This is a genomic window from Flavobacterium aquaticum (assembly GCF_003259835.1).
Lineage (GTDB): Bacteria > Bacteroidota > Bacteroidia > Flavobacteriales > Flavobacteriaceae > Flavobacterium > Flavobacterium aquaticum.
This window is the reverse complement of the sequence record NZ_QLMI01000002.1, coordinates 439,642-457,129: the sequence shown is the minus strand read 5'-3', so window position 1 is coordinate 457,129 and position 17,488 is coordinate 439,642. Positions and strand designations below refer to the sequence as shown.

At 32.8% G+C, this 17,488-nt stretch carries 15 protein-coding genes; 5 read left to right on the top strand and 10 right to left on the bottom strand.

Going from position 1 to position 17,488, the window contains the following annotated elements; genetic code table 11:
• Window positions 1-30 precede the first annotated feature (30 nt).
• Window positions 31-1,821, bottom strand: a complete 1,791-nt coding sequence (locus tag B0I03_RS04940) for a GNAT family N-acyltransferase (RefSeq protein ID WP_111566339.1) — start codon at window positions 1,819-1,821, stop codon at window positions 31-33.
• A 195-nt stretch (window positions 1,822-2,016) separates the two neighbouring features.
• Here B0I03_RS04940 and B0I03_RS04935 point away from each other — a divergent pair, with 195 nt between their 5' ends.
• The 3 genes from B0I03_RS04935 to B0I03_RS04925 all read left to right on the top strand — a co-directional run bounded on the left by B0I03_RS04935 (window position 2,017) and on the right by B0I03_RS04925 (window position 4,983).
• On the top strand, window positions 2,017-2,778 hold the full coding sequence (locus B0I03_RS04935) for an exodeoxyribonuclease III (RefSeq protein WP_111566338.1): 762 nt from the start codon (window positions 2,017-2,019) through the stop codon (window positions 2,776-2,778).
• A gap of 97 nt (window positions 2,779-2,875) precedes the next feature.
• Complete coding sequence (locus B0I03_RS04930) at window positions 2,876-3,841, top strand: OmpA family protein (RefSeq protein WP_111566337.1); 966 nt, start codon at window positions 2,876-2,878, stop codon at window positions 3,839-3,841.
• Window positions 3,842-3,942: 101 nt separating this feature from the next.
• Window positions 3,943-4,983 carry an aldo/keto reductase gene (locus B0I03_RS04925; RefSeq protein ID WP_111566336.1) on the top strand — a complete coding sequence of 347 codons (1,041 nt, stop codon included), beginning with the start codon at window positions 3,943-3,945 and terminating at the stop codon, window positions 4,981-4,983.
• 154 nt (window positions 4,984-5,137) lie between these two features.
• Here B0I03_RS04925 and B0I03_RS04920 read toward each other — a convergent pair whose 3' ends face one another.
• The 9 genes from B0I03_RS04920 to serS form a co-directional block, all read right to left on the bottom strand.
• The gene (locus B0I03_RS04920) at window positions 5,138-6,742 is read right to left on the bottom strand and encodes a DUF4139 domain-containing protein (RefSeq protein ID WP_111566335.1); all 1,605 of its coding nucleotides are present in this window, start codon (window positions 6,740-6,742) and stop codon (window positions 5,138-5,140) included.
• A gap of 12 nt (window positions 6,743-6,754) precedes the next feature.
• Window positions 6,755-6,904 carry a hypothetical protein gene (locus tag B0I03_RS13235; RefSeq protein ID WP_220084600.1) on the bottom strand — a complete coding sequence of 50 codons (150 nt, stop codon included), beginning with the start codon at window positions 6,902-6,904 and terminating at the stop codon, window positions 6,755-6,757.
• Window positions 6,905-6,972: 68 nt separating this feature from the next.
• The gene (locus B0I03_RS04915) at window positions 6,973-7,284 is read right to left on the bottom strand and encodes a hypothetical protein (RefSeq protein WP_111566334.1); all 312 of its coding nucleotides are present in this window, start codon (window positions 7,282-7,284) and stop codon (window positions 6,973-6,975) included.
• Between the two features lie 67 nt (window positions 7,285-7,351).
• Window positions 7,352-8,704: a magnesium transporter gene (gene mgtE, locus B0I03_RS04910; protein ID WP_111566333.1), complete on the bottom strand. Its 1,353-nt coding sequence runs from the start codon at window positions 8,702-8,704 to the stop codon at window positions 7,352-7,354.
• Window positions 8,694-9,473, bottom strand: a complete 780-nt coding sequence (rsmA, locus tag B0I03_RS04905) for a 16S rRNA (adenine(1518)-N(6)/adenine(1519)-N(6))-dimethyltransferase RsmA (RefSeq protein WP_111566332.1) — start codon at window positions 9,471-9,473, stop codon at window positions 8,694-8,696. The genes mgtE and rsmA overlap by 11 nt, the downstream gene beginning before the upstream one ends.
• A gap of 64 nt (window positions 9,474-9,537) precedes the next feature.
• Window positions 9,538-10,281, bottom strand: coding sequence for a hypothetical protein (locus tag B0I03_RS04900; RefSeq protein ID WP_111566331.1), 744 nt, complete (start codon window positions 10,279-10,281; stop codon window positions 9,538-9,540).
• A 1-nt stretch (window position 10,282) separates the two neighbouring features.
• A complete protein-coding gene (locus tag B0I03_RS04895; RefSeq protein WP_111566330.1) occupies window positions 10,283-10,609 on the bottom strand; it encodes a DUF4286 family protein in 327 nt (108 codons plus the stop codon).
• Between the two features lie 171 nt (window positions 10,610-10,780).
• Window positions 10,781-12,562, bottom strand: coding sequence for a tetratricopeptide repeat protein (locus B0I03_RS04890; protein WP_111566329.1), 1,782 nt, complete (start codon window positions 12,560-12,562; stop codon window positions 10,781-10,783).
• Between the two features lie 74 nt (window positions 12,563-12,636).
• Window positions 12,637-13,908, bottom strand: a complete 1,272-nt coding sequence (gene serS, locus B0I03_RS04885; RefSeq protein ID WP_111566328.1) for a serine--tRNA ligase — start codon at window positions 13,906-13,908, stop codon at window positions 12,637-12,639.
• A gap of 244 nt (window positions 13,909-14,152) precedes the next feature.
• Between serS and B0I03_RS04880 the strand changes: the two genes are divergently transcribed.
• Both B0I03_RS04880 and rseP read left to right on the top strand, forming a co-directional pair.
• The gene (locus tag B0I03_RS04880; RefSeq protein ID WP_111566327.1) at window positions 14,153-16,081 is read left to right on the top strand and encodes a M1 family aminopeptidase; all 1,929 of its coding nucleotides are present in this window, start codon (window positions 14,153-14,155) and stop codon (window positions 16,079-16,081) included.
• Between the two features lie 70 nt (window positions 16,082-16,151).
• Window positions 16,152-17,477: an RIP metalloprotease RseP gene (rseP, locus tag B0I03_RS04875; RefSeq protein WP_111566326.1), complete on the top strand. Its 1,326-nt coding sequence runs from the start codon at window positions 16,152-16,154 to the stop codon at window positions 17,475-17,477.
• Window positions 17,478-17,488 lie beyond the last annotated feature (11 nt).

Sequence of the window (17,488 nt, the reverse complement as noted above, 5' to 3'; positions counted from 1 at the left end):
TTATTAAAAGAGAAAGGCTAATCAAATCGATTAGCCTTTCTCTTTTCTTTCCAATTCCGCTTGAAATTCTTCCATAACGGGTTTTACGGTGCTTTCTGGTAAATCGGCAATTTTAATGTACATTAAACCATCAACCGAGTTGTTGAATAATGGGTCAACATTAAATGCTACCACTCTTGCGTTTTGTTTGATGTATTTTTTAATTAAAACCGGTAAACGTAAATTTCCTGGTTCTACTTCATCAATTATCTTGTCAAACTTATTCAAATCGGCTTCAGTTTCGTTGAATACGAAATCTTTGTCAGCGTCTTTCAGTTTTACTTTATATTCTTTTTTCGGATGAACGTATTGCGCAATATACGGATCGTAATAGTGCGACTTCATAAATTCAATCATCAACGATTTTGAAAAATCAGAGAATTGATTACTAATACTTACGCCACCAATCAAATATTTATGTTCTGGGTAATGTAAAGTTGTATGAACAATTCCTTTCCATAACAAGAACAAAGGCATAGGTTTCATTTGGTATTCTTTGATGATAAATGCTCTACCCATTTCGATAGATTTACTCATCATATCATATAACTCTGGTTCAAAACGGAACAATTCATGCAAATAAAAACCGTCAATTCCATGTTTTGGATAAATGTGAGAACCTAATCCCATACGATAAGCACCAGCAATACACTGTGCGTCTTCATCCCACAAAAACATATGGTGATAATATTTATCGTAAGCATCTAAATCTAACGATTCATTTGTTCCTTCTCCAACTTCTCTAAATGTAATTTCGCGTAAACGACCAATTTCGTGTAAGATATTCGGAATTTTATCTGCCGTTACGAAGTAAACTTCATAATTTTTACTTTGTAATAAACGATAATCACCTTTTTTCAAACAAGCCATTTCTTCTAAAATTTGCTCGTGATTGGCTGGTTTAGCAATTTGTTTAGGTGGTTTTGGAATGCTTAATTTTGGCAAATTAATTTTACTTTCATCTTCAAAAGCATTCGAAAGCATGTATGTTTTCTTGCGTAAGAAATCTCCATATGCTTCAATATCTTGATATTCGTTTTGTTCTGCTACCGAAATAGGTTTCCCAATTCGAACTTTAATCACTCGGTCTTTTTGAGTTAATAATTCACTTGGTAATTTAGCCGTTCTAAGCGTATCATCAATCTTTGATAAGAAGTAAAATAATTTACTGTTCTTAGCATGAAAATAAATTGGTACAACTGGAACTTGTGCTTTACGAATAACTTTGATAGCGCCTTCTTCCCAAGGTTTGTCCACTACTAACTTTCCGTCTTTATAAGTAGAAACTTCTCCTGCAGGGAACATTCCTAATGGTTTTCCATCGCTTAAATGACGTAATGTTTCTTTGATTCCAACAACGCTCGATTTGGCGTCTTTATGATTTTCAAACGGATTTACCGGCATAATATACGGTTTCATCGGTTCGATGCGATGCAATAGAAAATTGGCAATAATTTTGAAATTAGGTTCTCTTTCTAACATTAATTTCAACAATAAAATGCCGTCAATTCCGCCAAGTGGATGGTTTGAAATGGTAATATATGCGCCGTCTTTTGGTAAACGTTTTAAATCTTCTTCTGGGATTTCAAATTTGATTTGGAATTCATCTAAAATAGCATTTAAGAATTCCAATTCACTCAAATGTTTGTTTCTATCATAAATTTTGTTCAGCGTAGAAATCTTAAGTACTTTCATGAGCAACCAGCCCGAGAAAGTCCCGAAAACCCCATATTTGTCAGCATTTATCGCTTTTGCAACTTCTTTAGCAGTAACTAAACCCATTTATTTTTGTTTATTGAGCAAGAAACAAAGATAAGAATTTTGATGAATTTTCAGCACTTTTCATTTGGTAATAAAAAAAGCTATTTTGTTATATTTTTTACTGACCTGATAGTTAATGAATTATGAATTCGATGAAATCTAATCTTTATTTTTAAAAACCTTTTTATTATATTTGGTCAAAAGCTAGAGTAGAAAATGAAAATCATATCTTACAATGTTAACGGAATTCGTGCCGCCATTACCAAAGGTTTTTTAGAATGGTTGCAACAAGCAAATCCCGATGTTATTTGTCTTCAAGAAATTAAAGCTACGGAAGACCAAATTCCAAAATTAGAAATCGAAGCAGCAGGTTATCCGTACCAGTATTATTTTCCAGCGGAGAAAAAAGGATATAGTGGTGTTGCTGTTTTGTCTAAAATTGAACCTAAAAAAGTGGTTTTCGGAACAGGAATTCAGCACATGGATTTTGAAGGAAGAAATTTGCGTGTAGATTTTGAAGACGTTTCTGTTATGAGTTTGTATCTTCCATCTGGCACAAATATTGATAGATTAGAACATAAATTTATGTACATGGACGATTTTCAAAACTATGTAAATGAGTTAAAAAAAGAAGTTCCAAACTTGGTAATTTGTGGTGATTATAACATTTGTCATGAAGCAATCGATATTCATGATCCAATTAGAAATGCAAAAATTTCAGGTTTTTTACCCGAAGAGCGCGCTTGGTTAGACGGTTTTATGAAAAGTGGATTTATCGATACCTTTCGCCATTTAAACAAAGAACCACACAATTACAGTTGGTGGAGTTACAGAGCTAATGCTCGAAATAATAATAAAGGTTGGAGAATTGATTATTGTTTGGCAGCCGAACCTTTGAAAGATAAAATTCAAAGAGCATTAATTTTGCCAGAAGCCAAACATTCTGACCATTGTCCGGTTTTAGTAGAAATAAAATAAGAACAAATTCAAATTCAAGAACAAGTTCAAAGATCAACGTCAAAACAAAAACTTGAAACTTGAAACCAAAAAATCAATTATAAAAACGATAATACTAATGATTAGAAAATTTGCCCTTGCTTGTGTAGTTTTGAGTTTAACTACTTCATGTGTTTCTAAAAAAATCTACCAAGATTTAGAAAACAAATATGCCGATTTAAAGAAAGAACACAATGCTTTATCAGATGAAAACGGCTTGTTAAAAACAGATAAAAATCAGTTAGAGCTAGACAAGAATAATTTACAAACTGAATTAGACAAAACCAAAGCAGAACGTGATAAATTGGCGGCAGATTATGCAGCAACAAAAAAGAGTTTAGATAATTTGAAAGCGTCTTACGCAGCACTTGAAAAAGATAGCAACGATGCTTTAGAAGCCAATATTAATAAAAACAGACAATTGTTAGCTGAGCTAGAAGCCAAGCAAAAAGCTTTAGCAGCAGAGCAAGACCGTTTAAATAAATTGAAAAAAGATTTAGAAGCTTCGTCAACTCGTTTAGCAGAATTAGAAAAAATGATGGCCGACAAAGAAGCAGCAATGAAAAAATTAAAAGAAACATTGTCTAAATCGTTGAAAGCATTTGAAGGAAAAGGTTTAACTGTAACGGAAAAAGATGGAAAAGTATATGTTTCTATGGAAAACAAATTGCTTTTCGAATCAGGAAGTTGGACAGTTGGGTCAGAAGGTAAAAAAGCAGTGGATTTAGTGGGGAAAGTGTTAGGTGATAATCCAGATATTTCTGTTTTAATTGAAGGCCATACCGATAATGATAAAATTACTGGAACAATTGGTGGTGGAGTTGAAAACAACTGGGATTTGTCTACAAAACGTGCTACAGCAATCGTAAATATTTTATCTGCGAATGCTAAAGTGAAGAAAGAAAACTTAACAGCTGCAGGTCGTGGTGAATATGCTCCTTTAATGAGCAATGAAACAGCAGAAGGAAAAGCAAAAAACAGAAGAATCGAAATTATCTTAACACCTAAGTTAGATGAGATTTCTAAAATGTTGAATGAACTATAACATTTTATAAAAGATTGATAAAAAGGCTTGAGTTCTAAATTCAAGCCTTTTTCTTTGGTTTAAACTTTGTAACTTTGGATTTTAAATTTTCAAATTCCGAAATGAACTATACAACACTACCTAATACCGAACTAAAAGTCAGTAAAATCTGTTTAGGAACGATGACTTTTGGAAATCAAAATTCCGAAAATGAATCGCACAGTCAATTGGATTATGCTATTGAAAAAGGAATCAATTTTATTGATACTGCTGAGATGTACCCAATTGGAGGTAACGCTCAAATCTTCGGAAGTACAGAGCGTCACATCGGAACTTGGATTAAGAAAATCGGAACTTCGGAGCGTGAGAAATTAGTTTTAGCTACTAAAATTGCAGGACCAAATCGTGGAATGGAATACATTCGTCAGCCATTGGATTTTTCAAAGAAAAGTATTCACGAAGCGGTTGAATTAAGTTTAAAAAACCTTCAAACCGATTATATCGATTTATATCAAATGCATTGGCCAGAGCGTGTAATGAACATGTTTCAAAAGCGTGGTGTTCAGGAATTAGATCCAAAATGGCAAGATAATATTTTTGATGTATTAACAGTTTACGATGGATTAATCAAAGAAGGAAAAATCAAACATATTGGACTTTCAAATGAAAATCCGTGGGGTGTGATGCGTTTTTTGATGGAAAGCGAGAAACACGGTTTGCCAAGAATCGCTACAATACAAAATCCATTTTCGTTATTGAACCGATTGTATGAAGTTGGTCTGTCAGAAATTGGAATGCGAGAAAATGTTGGGTTGTTAGCGTATTCGCCATTAGGTTTCGGATTTTTATCTGGGAAATATTTAAACGGATATCCAGAAAATTCTCGTATGAAATTGTTTCCAAATTTTGTTCGTTATACCAATGAAAACTGCTTCAAAGCAACCAAATTATACAAAGAATTAGCAGAAGCCAATGGTTTAACGTTAACCCAAATGGCAATTGCTTTTGTGAATCGACAAAAATTTGTGACTTCAACGATTATTGGAGCTACAACGATGGAACAACTGCAAGAAAACATTCAAGCTTTCGACACGATTTTATCTGACGAAATTATTGCTGAAATTGAAAAAATTCAGGAATTAATTCCAAATCCAGCGCCTTAAAAAAAGTAATCAGTGTTCAGTTATAAGTATTCAGTTGTATACTGAACACTTATAACTGAACACTGATTTTTTGTCATTCTGTCCCGAAACTTCGGGATTGTTTCAGAATCCAGTTTGAGAAGCTGAAACGAGTTCAGCTTGACAAAGTGTTTTTTTACAAATTATCTATAAACTTATCCTTCGGATATTTGACCTTATAACTTATTCTGAATTTCTTGGTTTCTCCAGCACCAAGTTTTACATCCCAAGTTAGAATTCCGGTTTCTGGGTTTGCTTTTGCTTTTCCGTTGTCTAACAATTCTATAGTAATTTCTTTATCGGTGCTAATTGGATATTGATCTTTTAACAACATTTCAATCGCTTCTTTTTTGTTGTTTTTTATCGTGATATCATAAGTAAACGTTTGCTCTTTATAACCTGATAAGAATTTAGTTCCCGATTTATCTGCGATTTTTTCACGTTTGATGGCGATTTTTTTATCTCTTCCCATACTCAAATTCAAAGTATCTGAAGTTTGATTTGGATTAATCATGGTTTTGCCTACATACATGCCTTCGAAAATAATATTGGCTTCCCCAGGTAATAAATTGAATTTAGAATATTCGCTAATTTCAGCTAATAAAAAGGCTTCTTTTTCTACTTTTGGAACTGCATAGTATTTATAAGTTGCTGGTAATTTTAAATCTTTCAAGGCTACACTATGCGCTTTTCCATTGGATAAAATATCATAAGGAATATCAATATCAAAAGAAACATTTAATTGGTTTTCGTTGATTGTCGTGTAGTTTGAGATGGAAGATTCGTCCATTTCCACTTTTTTATCATATGAAACAGCTCCTCTTATCGCTACAGAATTCATAACTACATTACTATTGTTATAAGTTCTTGGATAACCATATCTTAAAAACCAAGCTTGTAAAATAGGAGCTGTGTTATTTTGATTTGGATTACCGCTTGAAAGTGTTAGTTTTACTTTTTTCCAATCGATTCCTGTGTTTTGCACCACTTTTGCTTTGTACATTAAGTTGATTGGCGAGTTGATATTGTCCGCACGCAAATCATAAAATGGCGACCATGAAGCATTGTTGGTTAGGTAATTGATGTCCAAATTTACCGAGCTTGCAACATCAGTCATAACTTGTAACACTAATTTTCCTTGTGAGGTTTTTTCTTGTTTTTGAGTATTCAATTCTAACTTAGAATTCAGTTTTGAAAGTTTGTCTTTTAACTTGTTCTCTTTTTCAATAAGAACATCAACCAAATTGCTCAATTCATTTCTTTTCGCTCGATAATAATCTACTAGTTTGATTAATTCGGTGACATTCAAACCCGAATTTTGCCCAGCAACGTTTTGATTTTTATCTAATAAATCAATGGTTTTGGAATAGGAAACTTTTTCATTGGCAATTTTTCCCATTTCTTTTTCGATAAGAACAATACTATCACGTACCTTTTTAATCATCGGATTACTTTCGTCAATTTCATATTCCGAAATAAAATTTCGTGTAAACTGAACCGATAAAACCGTAACATTAGCTGGAGCACCAATTTGAATGGTATTCTCATTGACATAATCCGCTACATTTTTAATAACAATTTCGCTAGTTCCAGAAGGAATTGTAGCCGAAGCTGTGTGGTTTAATTCTGCAGAATTACTATAAATAGTGGCGCTTTTAATTTTGGCCGAAGTAAAAATTGGTTTTTGAGCAAATGTGATTGCTGACACCAGAACGATTAATAGTGAAAATATTCTTTTCATTTGATATAGTTTTTAGTTAATTCTTTTTAAATAATAATTTGTTTTTCTAAACCAACTCGATTGATTTCCGTTAGGATAGCTGTGAATATATTGTAAAGTAATGTGATTGTTTTTTAGAAATATAATTGTGAATTTTCCATTTAAAGGAGCTTCTCTATTCATGTAGGATAATTCAGACGGGAGTTGATTAAATACAATTTCTTTTTGACCGATTGATTGAAAAAAGTCTTTTAAATCTTTACCAGTAACGACATTGTTTCGTTTTCCGATGTACAAATTATTTTTTTATGAGGATTATTTGGCATTGATTCTTGCCATCCTGTTTGGTGCAAATATAAAAGCTCCCATTTTGAGTCAGATGACAAAGAATCAGTATTTGCTGAAATCGAAATTTCTTCAATATTTTTTATGTGCTTGGAAATAGAATCATTTTTAGTAGCTAGATTTAGTTTTTTTTCAAATAAGAAGCGCTCTTTAGTTTCTTCTTGTGAAAATGACGCTATTGAGGTTAACAAAAGGAATGTCAAAATTATTTTTTTCATCTCTATAAACTTTAGTGTTTCTAGTATAGAGTGAAATAAAATACAAAAGGTTGGGAAGTAAGTGAAATTAAATTCCCAAAATAATCTTAGCAATCGTAAAATAGGTCAAAATCCCTAAGATATCGTTACTAGTAGTAATAAACGGACCTGTTGCTAATGCAGGGTCAACTCCATATTTATTTAAGATAATTGGGATAAAAGTTCCGATTAACGACGCCATAATAATTACCGAAAGTAAAGCAATTGAAACCGTATAACCAACATGGATTTCGTAACCTAATAAAAAATAACTACCTGCTAATAAAATCACAGAAAGAATAACTCCGTTTAATAAACTCAATGAAAGTTCTTTTAATAATCGTTCTACAACAGGACCAATAATAGTGTTGTTTGCCAAACCTTGCACAATAATCGCAGAAGATTGTACTCCAACATTTCCAGCCATCGCTGCGATAAGTGGTGTAAAGAAAAATAATTCAGGATGTAATTCCATTACTGGTTCGAAAATCCCTAAAACGTGTACGGAAATAAATCCACCAAATAAAGCTAAAACCAACCAAGGCAAACGTGCTTTTGTTAGTTCTAAAATACTATCATCGGCCTCCACGTCTTGCGAGATACCCGCTGCTAACTGGTAATCTTTGTCGGCTTCTTCTTTGATGACATCAATAATATCGTCAATGGTAATGCGGCCAACTAAACGACCTAATTCATCCACAACAGGAATGGCTTCCAAGTCGTATTTTTGCATGATTCGGGCAACTTCTACATCTTTTGTATCTACTTTTACGTAATCTACTTTTTTGATGTAAACATCGCTAATAGGTGTTTTTGTTGAGGTAGTTAATAAATCTTTTAATGATAAACGACCTTTTAATCGTTCTTCATCATCAACTACATATATTGAATGTACTCTTGAAACATTTTCAGCTTGTGCGCGCATTTCTTTTACGCAAGTTAAAACGTTCCAGTTTTCGTTGACTTTTACCAACTCTTTTCCCATCAAACCACCAGCAGAATCTTCATCGTAACGTAATAAATCTACAATGTCTTTGGCGTGTTCAACGTCTTCTAATTCCGAAATTACTTGCTCTTTTTTGTGTTGTGGTAACTCGGCAATAATGTCGGCAGCGTCGTCGGTGCTTAATTCATCAAGCTCTTCTGCAATTTCTTTTGGGGAAAGGTTTTTTAAGATTTTTTCACGAACTTCTTCGTCTAATTCTAACAGAATCTCTGCTGTTTTTTCAGAATCTAAGGTGTTAAAAATATAACCAGCGCCATAATCATCGAGTTCTTCCATGATTTCGGCAATATCAGCAAAGTGAATATCTTCAAGAAGCAAAAGTAATTCTTGCGACTTGTTTTCACTTATAAGTTGTTCTATTTCAGATAGAAACTCTCTGCTGATTTTAAACTCCATCGGCTGCTATTTTTTGGGTAATATCTATAAATTGTTCCACCGTCAATTGTTCCGGACGGAGGTCAAAGATAGTGTCTAATTTTAAATTATCAGAAAAATTGAACGATTTTAAGCTGTTTCGCAAGGTTTTTCTTCTTTGTTGAAAAGCAGTTTTTACTACTCGGAAGAATAATTTTTCATCACATGGTAATGAATAATCTGCTTTTCTTCTTAATCGCAGCACACCTGAATCTACTTTTGGTGGCGGATTAAAAACACTTGGCGGAACTGTAAATAAATATTCTGCTTCATAAAAAGCTTGGGTTAAAACCGATAAAATTCCGTAGGTTTTACTTCCTTTTTTCTCGCAAATTCTTTCCGCCACTTCTTTTTGAAACATTCCTGCAAATTCCGGAATTTGATCGCGCATTTCTAAGGTTTTGAATACAATTTGTGTCGAAATATTGTACGGAAAATTTCCAATGATGGCAAAAGGTTCGCCATTGAAAACTTCGTTTAAATTGTATTTTAAAAAATCTTTCGAAATAATGTGATTTTCCAATTTTGGATAATGAACGCCCAAATATTCCACCGATTCTTTATCGATTTCAATTACAAAGGTTTCGGTTGGTTTGTCTAATAAATATTTGGTTAAAACACCCATTCCTGGACCAATTTCCAAAATTTTAGAATAGCCTTCTAGCGAAAGTGAGTCGGCAATATCCTTTGCGATGCTTTCGTCTTTTAGGAAATGTTGTCCTAAGTGCTTTTTTGCGGTTACTTTTTCCATGTATCTTCCTTTTTTACTCCCGAGCAATCGGGAATCTTTTAATTGAATTTAAGATATTTATTATCTAAACATCATAAAATTCAAATATTTCATTTACTTTTTTTCTATCATATTTGTCTTCACCGCGCCAATTTAATGCAAAAGTCCAGTCATGTTTTCCTGGTTCTTTTCTATCAAAGCGTAAAGGTTTTAAAATATCTGAACAACTTAAAATCTCAATCAGATTATGTCTCTCATTTTTTGATCCTTTGAAAGTTTCAGATAATCGATCACGTAATTTACTAGGTGTTTCACTAAACTCAGAATTATCAATAGCTTTCACTAAATTTTTAAAAACTTCAATATCTTCTTTTGAGGGTTTTGGAATGATTTCTTTTTCAAGTTGACTCAAATCAAGCCAATTGTAAAGTCCTTGAAAATGCCTTACACCTCCCCATTTTATTCTTTCAAAATTTAAAATATTTAAATCTACATTTTTACCATGACCATAGAAATAATCATCAATGGTTTTGTTATTTATAAGTCGTTTTGCATTTTCATAGCTTGCAAGACCAGATCGCCAATCTAGACGTTTATTCGTTAAGCTACATAGAAAAGCATCGGTAATCTTTTTCTTTGGGATAGCTTGAATTACATTTTCAAGTTTAGAAATTAATTCTGATTTTGATAATGTAACAGGATCAAACATTAATCCTTTTTCTTTTGCGTACTCAAATTCTTCTGGGTCGATTTTACGATTTTTGTCACTTATCCATCCAGCTGATGACCAGTAGGTTTTAAATAATATATTTTTTGCTTTTTTGTCCACTTCAATTCGTTTCTCCGTAGAATTCTTCCATCACTTCTAACTCCGTTCTAAAAGCTAACATTTTGTCCGCAAAAAGTTGTAAGCCTTCTTGGCGTAATCTTGGTGCGTGATTTTTGTAATAGTCTTCTAATTTCGCTCTAGAATCGGTAAAATATTGAACGGCATAGGTGGTGCCTCCCATTTCTTCTTCCACTAAAACCTTTACCATTTTAGCATTGGTAAATAAACCGGTTGCTAAAACATCGTTAATATGTTTGTTTTGCATCCATTTTAACCAAGCGTAATGAATGCTTTCGTCTACGTTTATGGTTACGTTGTATATAATCATTTTTAATAAATTTCAAGTTCAATATTTTAACGCAAAGAACGCTAAGTTTTTCGCAAAGGTCGCAAAGAATAAATTCAAAACCCTACTTTAATATAATAAAACTAAATGTCTCTGTGTATCTCACCTCAATACAAAGTTAGGAAAAGGATCTCTGTGAATCTCTGTGTAAAATCAAATTGTCGAATCACCTCGCAACGTTCTGTATTGCTTTCTGCTTTCGGTATAATACAAACTATCGGGATGTTCTAAAACTATTTTTTCGTATAATGCTTTTGCTTTTTCGTTGTCTAAAAGATGTTTTCTATAAATCTCTGCCGAAAAGAATAAAGCTTCATCTCTATAAATTCCGTCTTTGTGATTGTCCAATATGTTCTGATAATATGTCAAAGCTTTATTGAAATCTCCTTTTTCTTCGTAAATTTTTCCGACCTTGAACAAGGTTCCTTCTTCGATGCTTTCGCCTTTGTGTTTTTGTAAAATGGCTAAAAAGAGTTGAAGTGCTTCTTCTTTTTTATTCTGATACAATTTCAAATCCGCTATTGAATAGGCTTGAAGTGCAATTCGTAAGCTATCTTCGGCAGAATTATCTTGAATCAGCAAAAACATTTCAATTGCATCATTTGCAATTAACAAACTTGGCGATTGTTTCAAAACTTTTACTTGTTGCAAAGTCCAATCGAAATCCTTTTTATAGAAGTTAGCTTTTGCTAATTTTAAACTAGCTTCGTGAGCCAAAACATCATTTTTCAAATTGTCTTCTACTTGTGCGTAATACAAAATAGCTTGATTGAATTTTTCGTCATACACCATAATATCCGCCAATTCCATTTTTACTTTTGATTGTTCTCTTATGTTTAAAGTGTTGTTTAAATAGTCATTAAGCCTTTTTTTTGCAGCCTCCGAATTATTTAAATAAAATGCTTCAAATCTAGCTGTTAGTAAAACAATTTTTGTTAGATAAGGATTTTGATGATACTTTCCCAAAACGTTGTTCAAATTACTATATATTTCTTGATATTCATTAGGAAGAGCATTTTCTATTCGAGAAGATAAAAGAAAATCATAAGCTTCAAGATGAAGTTGCGGATCGGTTGAATTATCTAAGATAAATTGAAAAATAGTTTTAGCATCTTCGTGCTGATTTTCTTCGACAGCTAATTTTCCTAGAATTATTATATTATAAATGGTTTCAGGATTTCTCTTGTAAACCGCTTTCTCTTGAATAAAGGCTTTTCCGTATTCTTTTTGCTGCACAAAAAACCAACTCAAAAATTGGTTCCAATACACATCTTGCGATTTTTGGGTTCTAAGCAATAAGTTTTTTCGAATAGTAGATGCAAAAGAACCATCGGAATCGTCCATTAAGTATCGGGTCAACTGATTTTGAACCATCGGAGTTCCGTCAGGTGTATTGAAACCGTAATCTAATAGTTTATTCAGCATAACTTCCAAATTACCTAATTGTCCTTGAATCATGGCGGTTTGGTAATCGAAATTTAGATTTGGGTTTTTCTTTTGCGCGGTTTCATAGGTTTTTAATGCCCAAGTCAATAATACTTTTTTCTCAAAGGAATTAGCTACTTGGTAGGCATAATTTGGCTCTTTTTCAACTTCTTGAATGGCTAATTCGTAATTTTTATCCGCTTTTTCGGTGTCTTTTTGAAGTTGATAATTGTAACCTAATTCAATATACAATAAAGGTTGATTGTATTTGTCTTTTCGTTTGGTAATGGCGTTTTCTGCTTTATCGTATTGTTGTAATTGTTGGTAGCAATCAATTACTCTTTGAAAAAAGAAATAATTCGAAGGTTGTTTGGTCGAAATTTCCTCAAATAAAGTGAGTGCTTTTTGAAATTCGCCTTTTTCAAAATAGTCCATAGCCAATTCCTCATTCTGCGCCGAAACCCAAAACGAGGACAAAAACAAGATGAAAAAAGCTATTTTTTGCAACATAAATAAAACAAATAATGTACTAAAGTAACACTTTTTAGCGTCAAATTAGTACATTATTTTATAAAGATTAACGTTTAGTTAATGATATCAAATCCAGTATATTTTCTTAAAACTTCAGGAACTACGATGCCTTCTGGTGTTTGGTAGTTCTCTAAAATTCCAGCTAATACTCTTGGTAACGCTAATGAACTTCCGTTCAGCGTGTGTGCCAATTGGTTTTTACCTTCTTTGTCTTTGAAACGTAATTTTAAACGATTCGCTTGGAAGGTTTCAAAATTAGAAACAGAACTAATTTCTAACCAACGCTCTTGAGCAGTTGAATATACTTCGAAATCATACGTTAAAGCAGAAGCAAAACTCATATCACCACCACATAATCTTAAGATTCTGTAAGGTAATTTTAATTCTTGTAAAATTCCTTTTACGTGTTCTACCATGCCATCTAACGCTTCGTAAGATTTGTCAGGATGTTCAATGCGAACGATTTCTACTTTGTCAAATTGGTGTAAACGATTTAAACCACGAACGTGAGCGCCATATGAACCTGCCTCACGACGAAAACAAGGCGTATATCCTGTGCAAAGAACTGGTAAATCATTTTCGTTTAATAAAACATCTCTAAAGATATTGGTCACTGGAACTTCAGCTGTTGGAATTAAATACAAATCATCAACACCTACGTGGTACATTTGACCTTCTTTATCAGGTAATTGTCCTGTTCCAAAACCAGAAGCTTCGTTTACTAAATGTGGAACTTGGTATTCTTGATAACCTGCATCCGTATTTTTGTCTAAGAAATAAGTGATTAAAGCACGTTGTAATTTAGCACCTTTTCCTTTGTAAACAGGGAAACCTGCTCCAGTGATTTTAACGCCTAGTTCGAAATCAATTAAATCGTATTTTTTTGCTAATTCCCAGTGAGGTAAAGCGCCTTCGTGTAATTTTGGAATATCGCCTTCTTGAAAAACGTTTAGATTTTCTTCAGGAGTTTTTCCTTCTGGAACGATGTCGGCTGGTAAATTAGGTAATTTGTATAATTCCTCTTGTAATTTTGATGCAAAAGCATTTAAAACTTCGGTTAATTCTTTGTCTTTTTCACGAAGTTGAACTGATTTTTCTTTTAAGATTTCAGCTTTTGCTTTTTCGCCACTTTTCATTAAATCACCAATATCTTTGGATAGCTTATTCGACTCGGATTTAATAGTATCTAATTCCACTTGAGTTGCTCTTCTTTTTTCGTCTAATGCGATAACTTCTTCAATCGCATTTTTAGCATCTAAGTTTTTCTTAGCTAATCGTTTTACTACTTCATCTTTGTTTTCTCTAATGTACGCTATCTGTAACATAATATATAGGATTTTAAGGATGCAAATTTAAGAAATTGGATTCAGATAATACATAAAAAACAATTTCACTTATGCGTTTTTGTAAATTGATGAAATTCTTATGAAAAGCTTTATTAAAATAAAGATATTATTGTATATTCGCTTGATTTTTATGTAAATTGATAATTTTAAGCTTAATTCTATTAGGTTTTAATAAAGTTAAATTACTTAAAAGTTGCCCCCAAAATCTTATAACCTACACAAAATGAAAAAAATTACCTTAAGTTTCTTAATCTTATTTGGTTTAATTGGCTTTGCCCAAACTGATAATGCTGAATTTGATAGAATGATAGAAGCGGAAATGAAATCCGCCTCTTCGTTGCAAAATCTCAGAGTAAATCCCAATACTCAAAATTATGATGTAACGTATCACGAATTACGTTTTACAGTAAACCCAAACAATACAACACCTTACATTAGTGGTATTGTTAAAACTACATTTACCGCTTTGTCTAATATGGATGTTGTAACTTTTGATATGGCAACTGCTTTAGTTGTAAGTTCGGTAACAATGAATAGTTCAAATCTTACTTTCAACCAAAGTAATTATGAATTAAATATTAATTTACCATCTACATTAACAACCGGAAATAGTACAACAGTTGAAATTACCTATGCGGGTTCACCACCTCAAGCAGAAGGAGGTTTTACTCGAAGTACACATAGTGGAACGCCTGTTATTTTTACACTTTCAGAGCCATTCGGAGCAAGAGATTGGTGGCCTTGTAAACAGGATTTAACAGATAAAATAGATAGTTTCGACATTTATATTACTTGCCCAGATACTTACATTGGGGTTTCAAACGGATTGTTGCAGAGTTCTATAACTTCAGGAGGAAATACAACGCGTCATTTTAGACATAATTATCCAATCCCAGCGTATTTAATTTCGTTAAATGTTACAAATTATACAACTTATAATATTCAGGCAGGTTTAGGGACAGTTGAGAGTCCGTTTTTTCCAATAAATAACTATCTCTATCCTGAAAGTAATACAGTAACAAATAGAAATGCGATTGATGTGACTGTTCCAATTATGAATGTTTTTGAAGAAAAATTTGGACCTTATCCTTACAGAAATGAACAATATGGTCATGTACAGTTTGGATGGGGAGGCGGAATGGAGCATGCAACGATGTCGTCAATGAACAGTTGGGGCAGAAGTTTAATTGCTCATGAATTAGGACATCAATGGTTTGGAAATAAAGTTACATGCGGTTCTTGGAAGGATATTTGGTTAAATGAAGGTTTAACAGAATACACAGCAGGAATTATGGTAGAAGAATTGGATGGTGATGCCTCTTTTGTGTCTTGGAAAAACGGAAAAATATCAAATATTACATCACAAGCAGGAGGTGCTTTATATCTAACAGATGCCGAGGCTTTAAATGTAAATAGAATTTTTAGTAGCCGTTTATCGTATAATAAAGGTTCAATGGTGACTCATATGTTACGTTGGGTTATGGGCGATGCTAATTTTTTCCAAGCGTTAAAAAATTATTTAAATGATACCAATTTAGCTTATGCCTATGCGCAAACAAATGATTTAAAAGGACATTTAGAAGCAGTTCACGGAAGTAGCTTGGATGAATTTTTTAATGATTGGGTTTACATGCAAGGTTATCCAACCTATACAATAAATGTGCAAACATTAGGTTCAGGACAAGCAAGAATTACGGTAAATCAAACTCAATCACATGCTAGTGTTTCTTTTTTTGAAATGCCTTTAGAAATTAGATTAACTGGGGCAGGAGGTGTTACACACGATGTGGTGGTAAACAATACGTCAAACGGGCAGCAATTTGTGGTGGCTGTTCCGTTTTTAGTAACAGGAGTTGTTTTTGATCCTAACAAACATATTATTTCAAGTAGTAATACAACAACATTGTCAAATAATAATTTTGAGTTAGAAGAAGCAATTTCAGTTTACCCAAATCCTGCAAATGATGAATTACATATTATGATGCCAACAACTACAGAATTAGAAAAAGTTGAAATTTATAATACTTTAGGACAATTATTAGCAACACATCAAACAGCAGATTTCAGAATTGACAATTTAAGTTCGGGAATGCATGTGATGAAAATCACTACTTCAGAAGGTGCAATTCATAAAAATTTTATAAAAAAATAGGTCACAAATAAAATAATGATGAAAAGTAAGGTGAAAACCTTACTTTTGTCGTTTAAATAAATGCGTAAAAATGATTCAAGTAGCACAAATATTATTCATATTATCCGTTTTAGTAATCCTTCACGAATTTGGTCACTACATAACGGCTAAAATGTTCAAAGTACGAGTAGAGAAATTTTACTTGTTTATGGATGCTGGTTTTTCTTTAGTGAAAAAGAAAATAGGTGAAACAGAATGGGGAATCGGATGGTTACCATTAGGCGGTTATGTAAAACTTTCAGGAATGATTGATGAAAGTATGGATACTGAGCAAATGAATGAAGAACCACAACCTTGGGAATTTCGTTCTAAACCAGCTTGGCAGCGTTTGATTATTATGTTAGGTGGAATCATTGTGAATGTAATTTTGGCTTGGTTGATTTTTACAATTATGTATGCAACTGTTGGGCAAAAATTCATTTCTACAGCAAAAATTCAAGAAAACGGATTGGCTTTTGGCGAAGTTGGTCAAAAAGCTGGTTTTAGAAATGGAGATAAAATTCTTTCAGTAGACGGAAAACACCAACCAAGTTTTAACCGAATGACATTAGATGTTTTGTTGGGTGATAAAGTTCAGGTAGAACGAAATGGTTCAATAGTTGATGTGATTTTAACCGACGAAATGAAGGGTGAAATTATAAGCAAAGAAGGAAAAGAATTTGTTGGACCGCGTTTTTCAAATACCGTAGTAGATTCGGTTGTTCCTAAATCGGCAGCAGATATAGCAGGTTTAAAAAAAGGAGATAAAATCAAAGCTTTAAATGGAAACGCTTTTAGGTATTATGATGAGTTTAAAGAACGAATTTCAAAACATAAAAATGATAGCATTTCTTTGTCAGTTTTGAGAGGAACTCAAATGGTTGAATTGAAAGCAAAGGTTGACAAAGAAGGGAAATTGGGTTTCATCAACAAAGCATTAGATAAATTAGATTACGAAGTAAATAATAAATTGTCTTTCGGTCAAGCGGTTCCTGCGGCAGTAAAAGAGTCGTGGTCGCTGTTAGTTTATAATGTAAAACAGTTTAAATTAATCTTACGTCCAAAAACAGAAGCTTACAAACACGTTCAAAGTCCAATCGGAATTGCACGTCGTTTACCTGATACTTGGAATTGGGAATTCATTTGGAATTTCACGGCTTTATTCTCAATCGGATTAGCCTTTATGAACTTGTTGCCAATCCCAGGATTAGATGGCGGGCACGCTTTATTTACAATCGTTGAAATGATAACAGGTAAGAAATTATCAGACAAAGCTGCGGGTTATGTTCAAACCTTTGGAATGATTATCTTATTGACGTTAATGGCTTTAACTTTCGGAAAAGATATTTATCAATTAGTAGTAGATAAACTTTTGTAATTTTTTCAATA

Coding starts and splice junctions, on each gene's coding strand:
- B0I03_RS04925 (WP_111566336.1), top strand. CDS start 3,943: ATGAACTATACAACACTACCTAATACCGAACTAAAAGTCAGTAAAATC.
- B0I03_RS04935 (WP_111566338.1), top strand. CDS start 2,017: ATGAAAATCATATCTTACAATGTTAACGGAATTCGTGCCGCCATTACC.
- B0I03_RS13235 (WP_220084600.1), bottom strand. CDS start 6,904: ATGAATAGAGAAGCTCCTTTAAATGGAAAATTCACAATTATATTTCTA.
- B0I03_RS04930 (WP_111566337.1), top strand. CDS start 2,876: ATGATTAGAAAATTTGCCCTTGCTTGTGTAGTTTTGAGTTTAACTACT.
- B0I03_RS04915 (WP_111566334.1), bottom strand. CDS start 7,284: ATGAAAAAAATAATTTTGACATTCCTTTTGTTAACCTCAATAGCGTCA.
- B0I03_RS04890 (WP_111566329.1), bottom strand. CDS start 12,562: ATGTTGCAAAAAATAGCTTTTTTCATCTTGTTTTTGTCCTCGTTTTGG.
- B0I03_RS04880 (WP_111566327.1), top strand. CDS start 14,153: ATGAAAAAAATTACCTTAAGTTTCTTAATCTTATTTGGTTTAATTGGC.
- B0I03_RS04940 (WP_111566339.1), bottom strand. CDS start 1,821: ATGGGTTTAGTTACTGCTAAAGAAGTTGCAAAAGCGATAAATGCTGAC.
- B0I03_RS04895 (WP_111566330.1), bottom strand. CDS start 10,609: ATGATTATATACAACGTAACCATAAACGTAGACGAAAGCATTCATTAC.
- rsmA (WP_111566332.1), bottom strand. CDS start 9,473: ATGGAAAAAGTAACCGCAAAAAAGCACTTAGGACAACATTTCCTAAAA.
- mgtE (WP_111566333.1), bottom strand. CDS start 8,704: ATGGAGTTTAAAATCAGCAGAGAGTTTCTATCTGAAATAGAACAACTT.
- serS (WP_111566328.1), bottom strand. CDS start 13,908: ATGTTACAGATAGCGTACATTAGAGAAAACAAAGATGAAGTAGTAAAA.
- B0I03_RS04920 (WP_111566335.1), bottom strand. CDS start 6,742: ATGAAAAGAATATTTTCACTATTAATCGTTCTGGTGTCAGCAATCACA.
- rseP (WP_111566326.1), top strand. CDS start 16,152: ATGATTCAAGTAGCACAAATATTATTCATATTATCCGTTTTAGTAATC.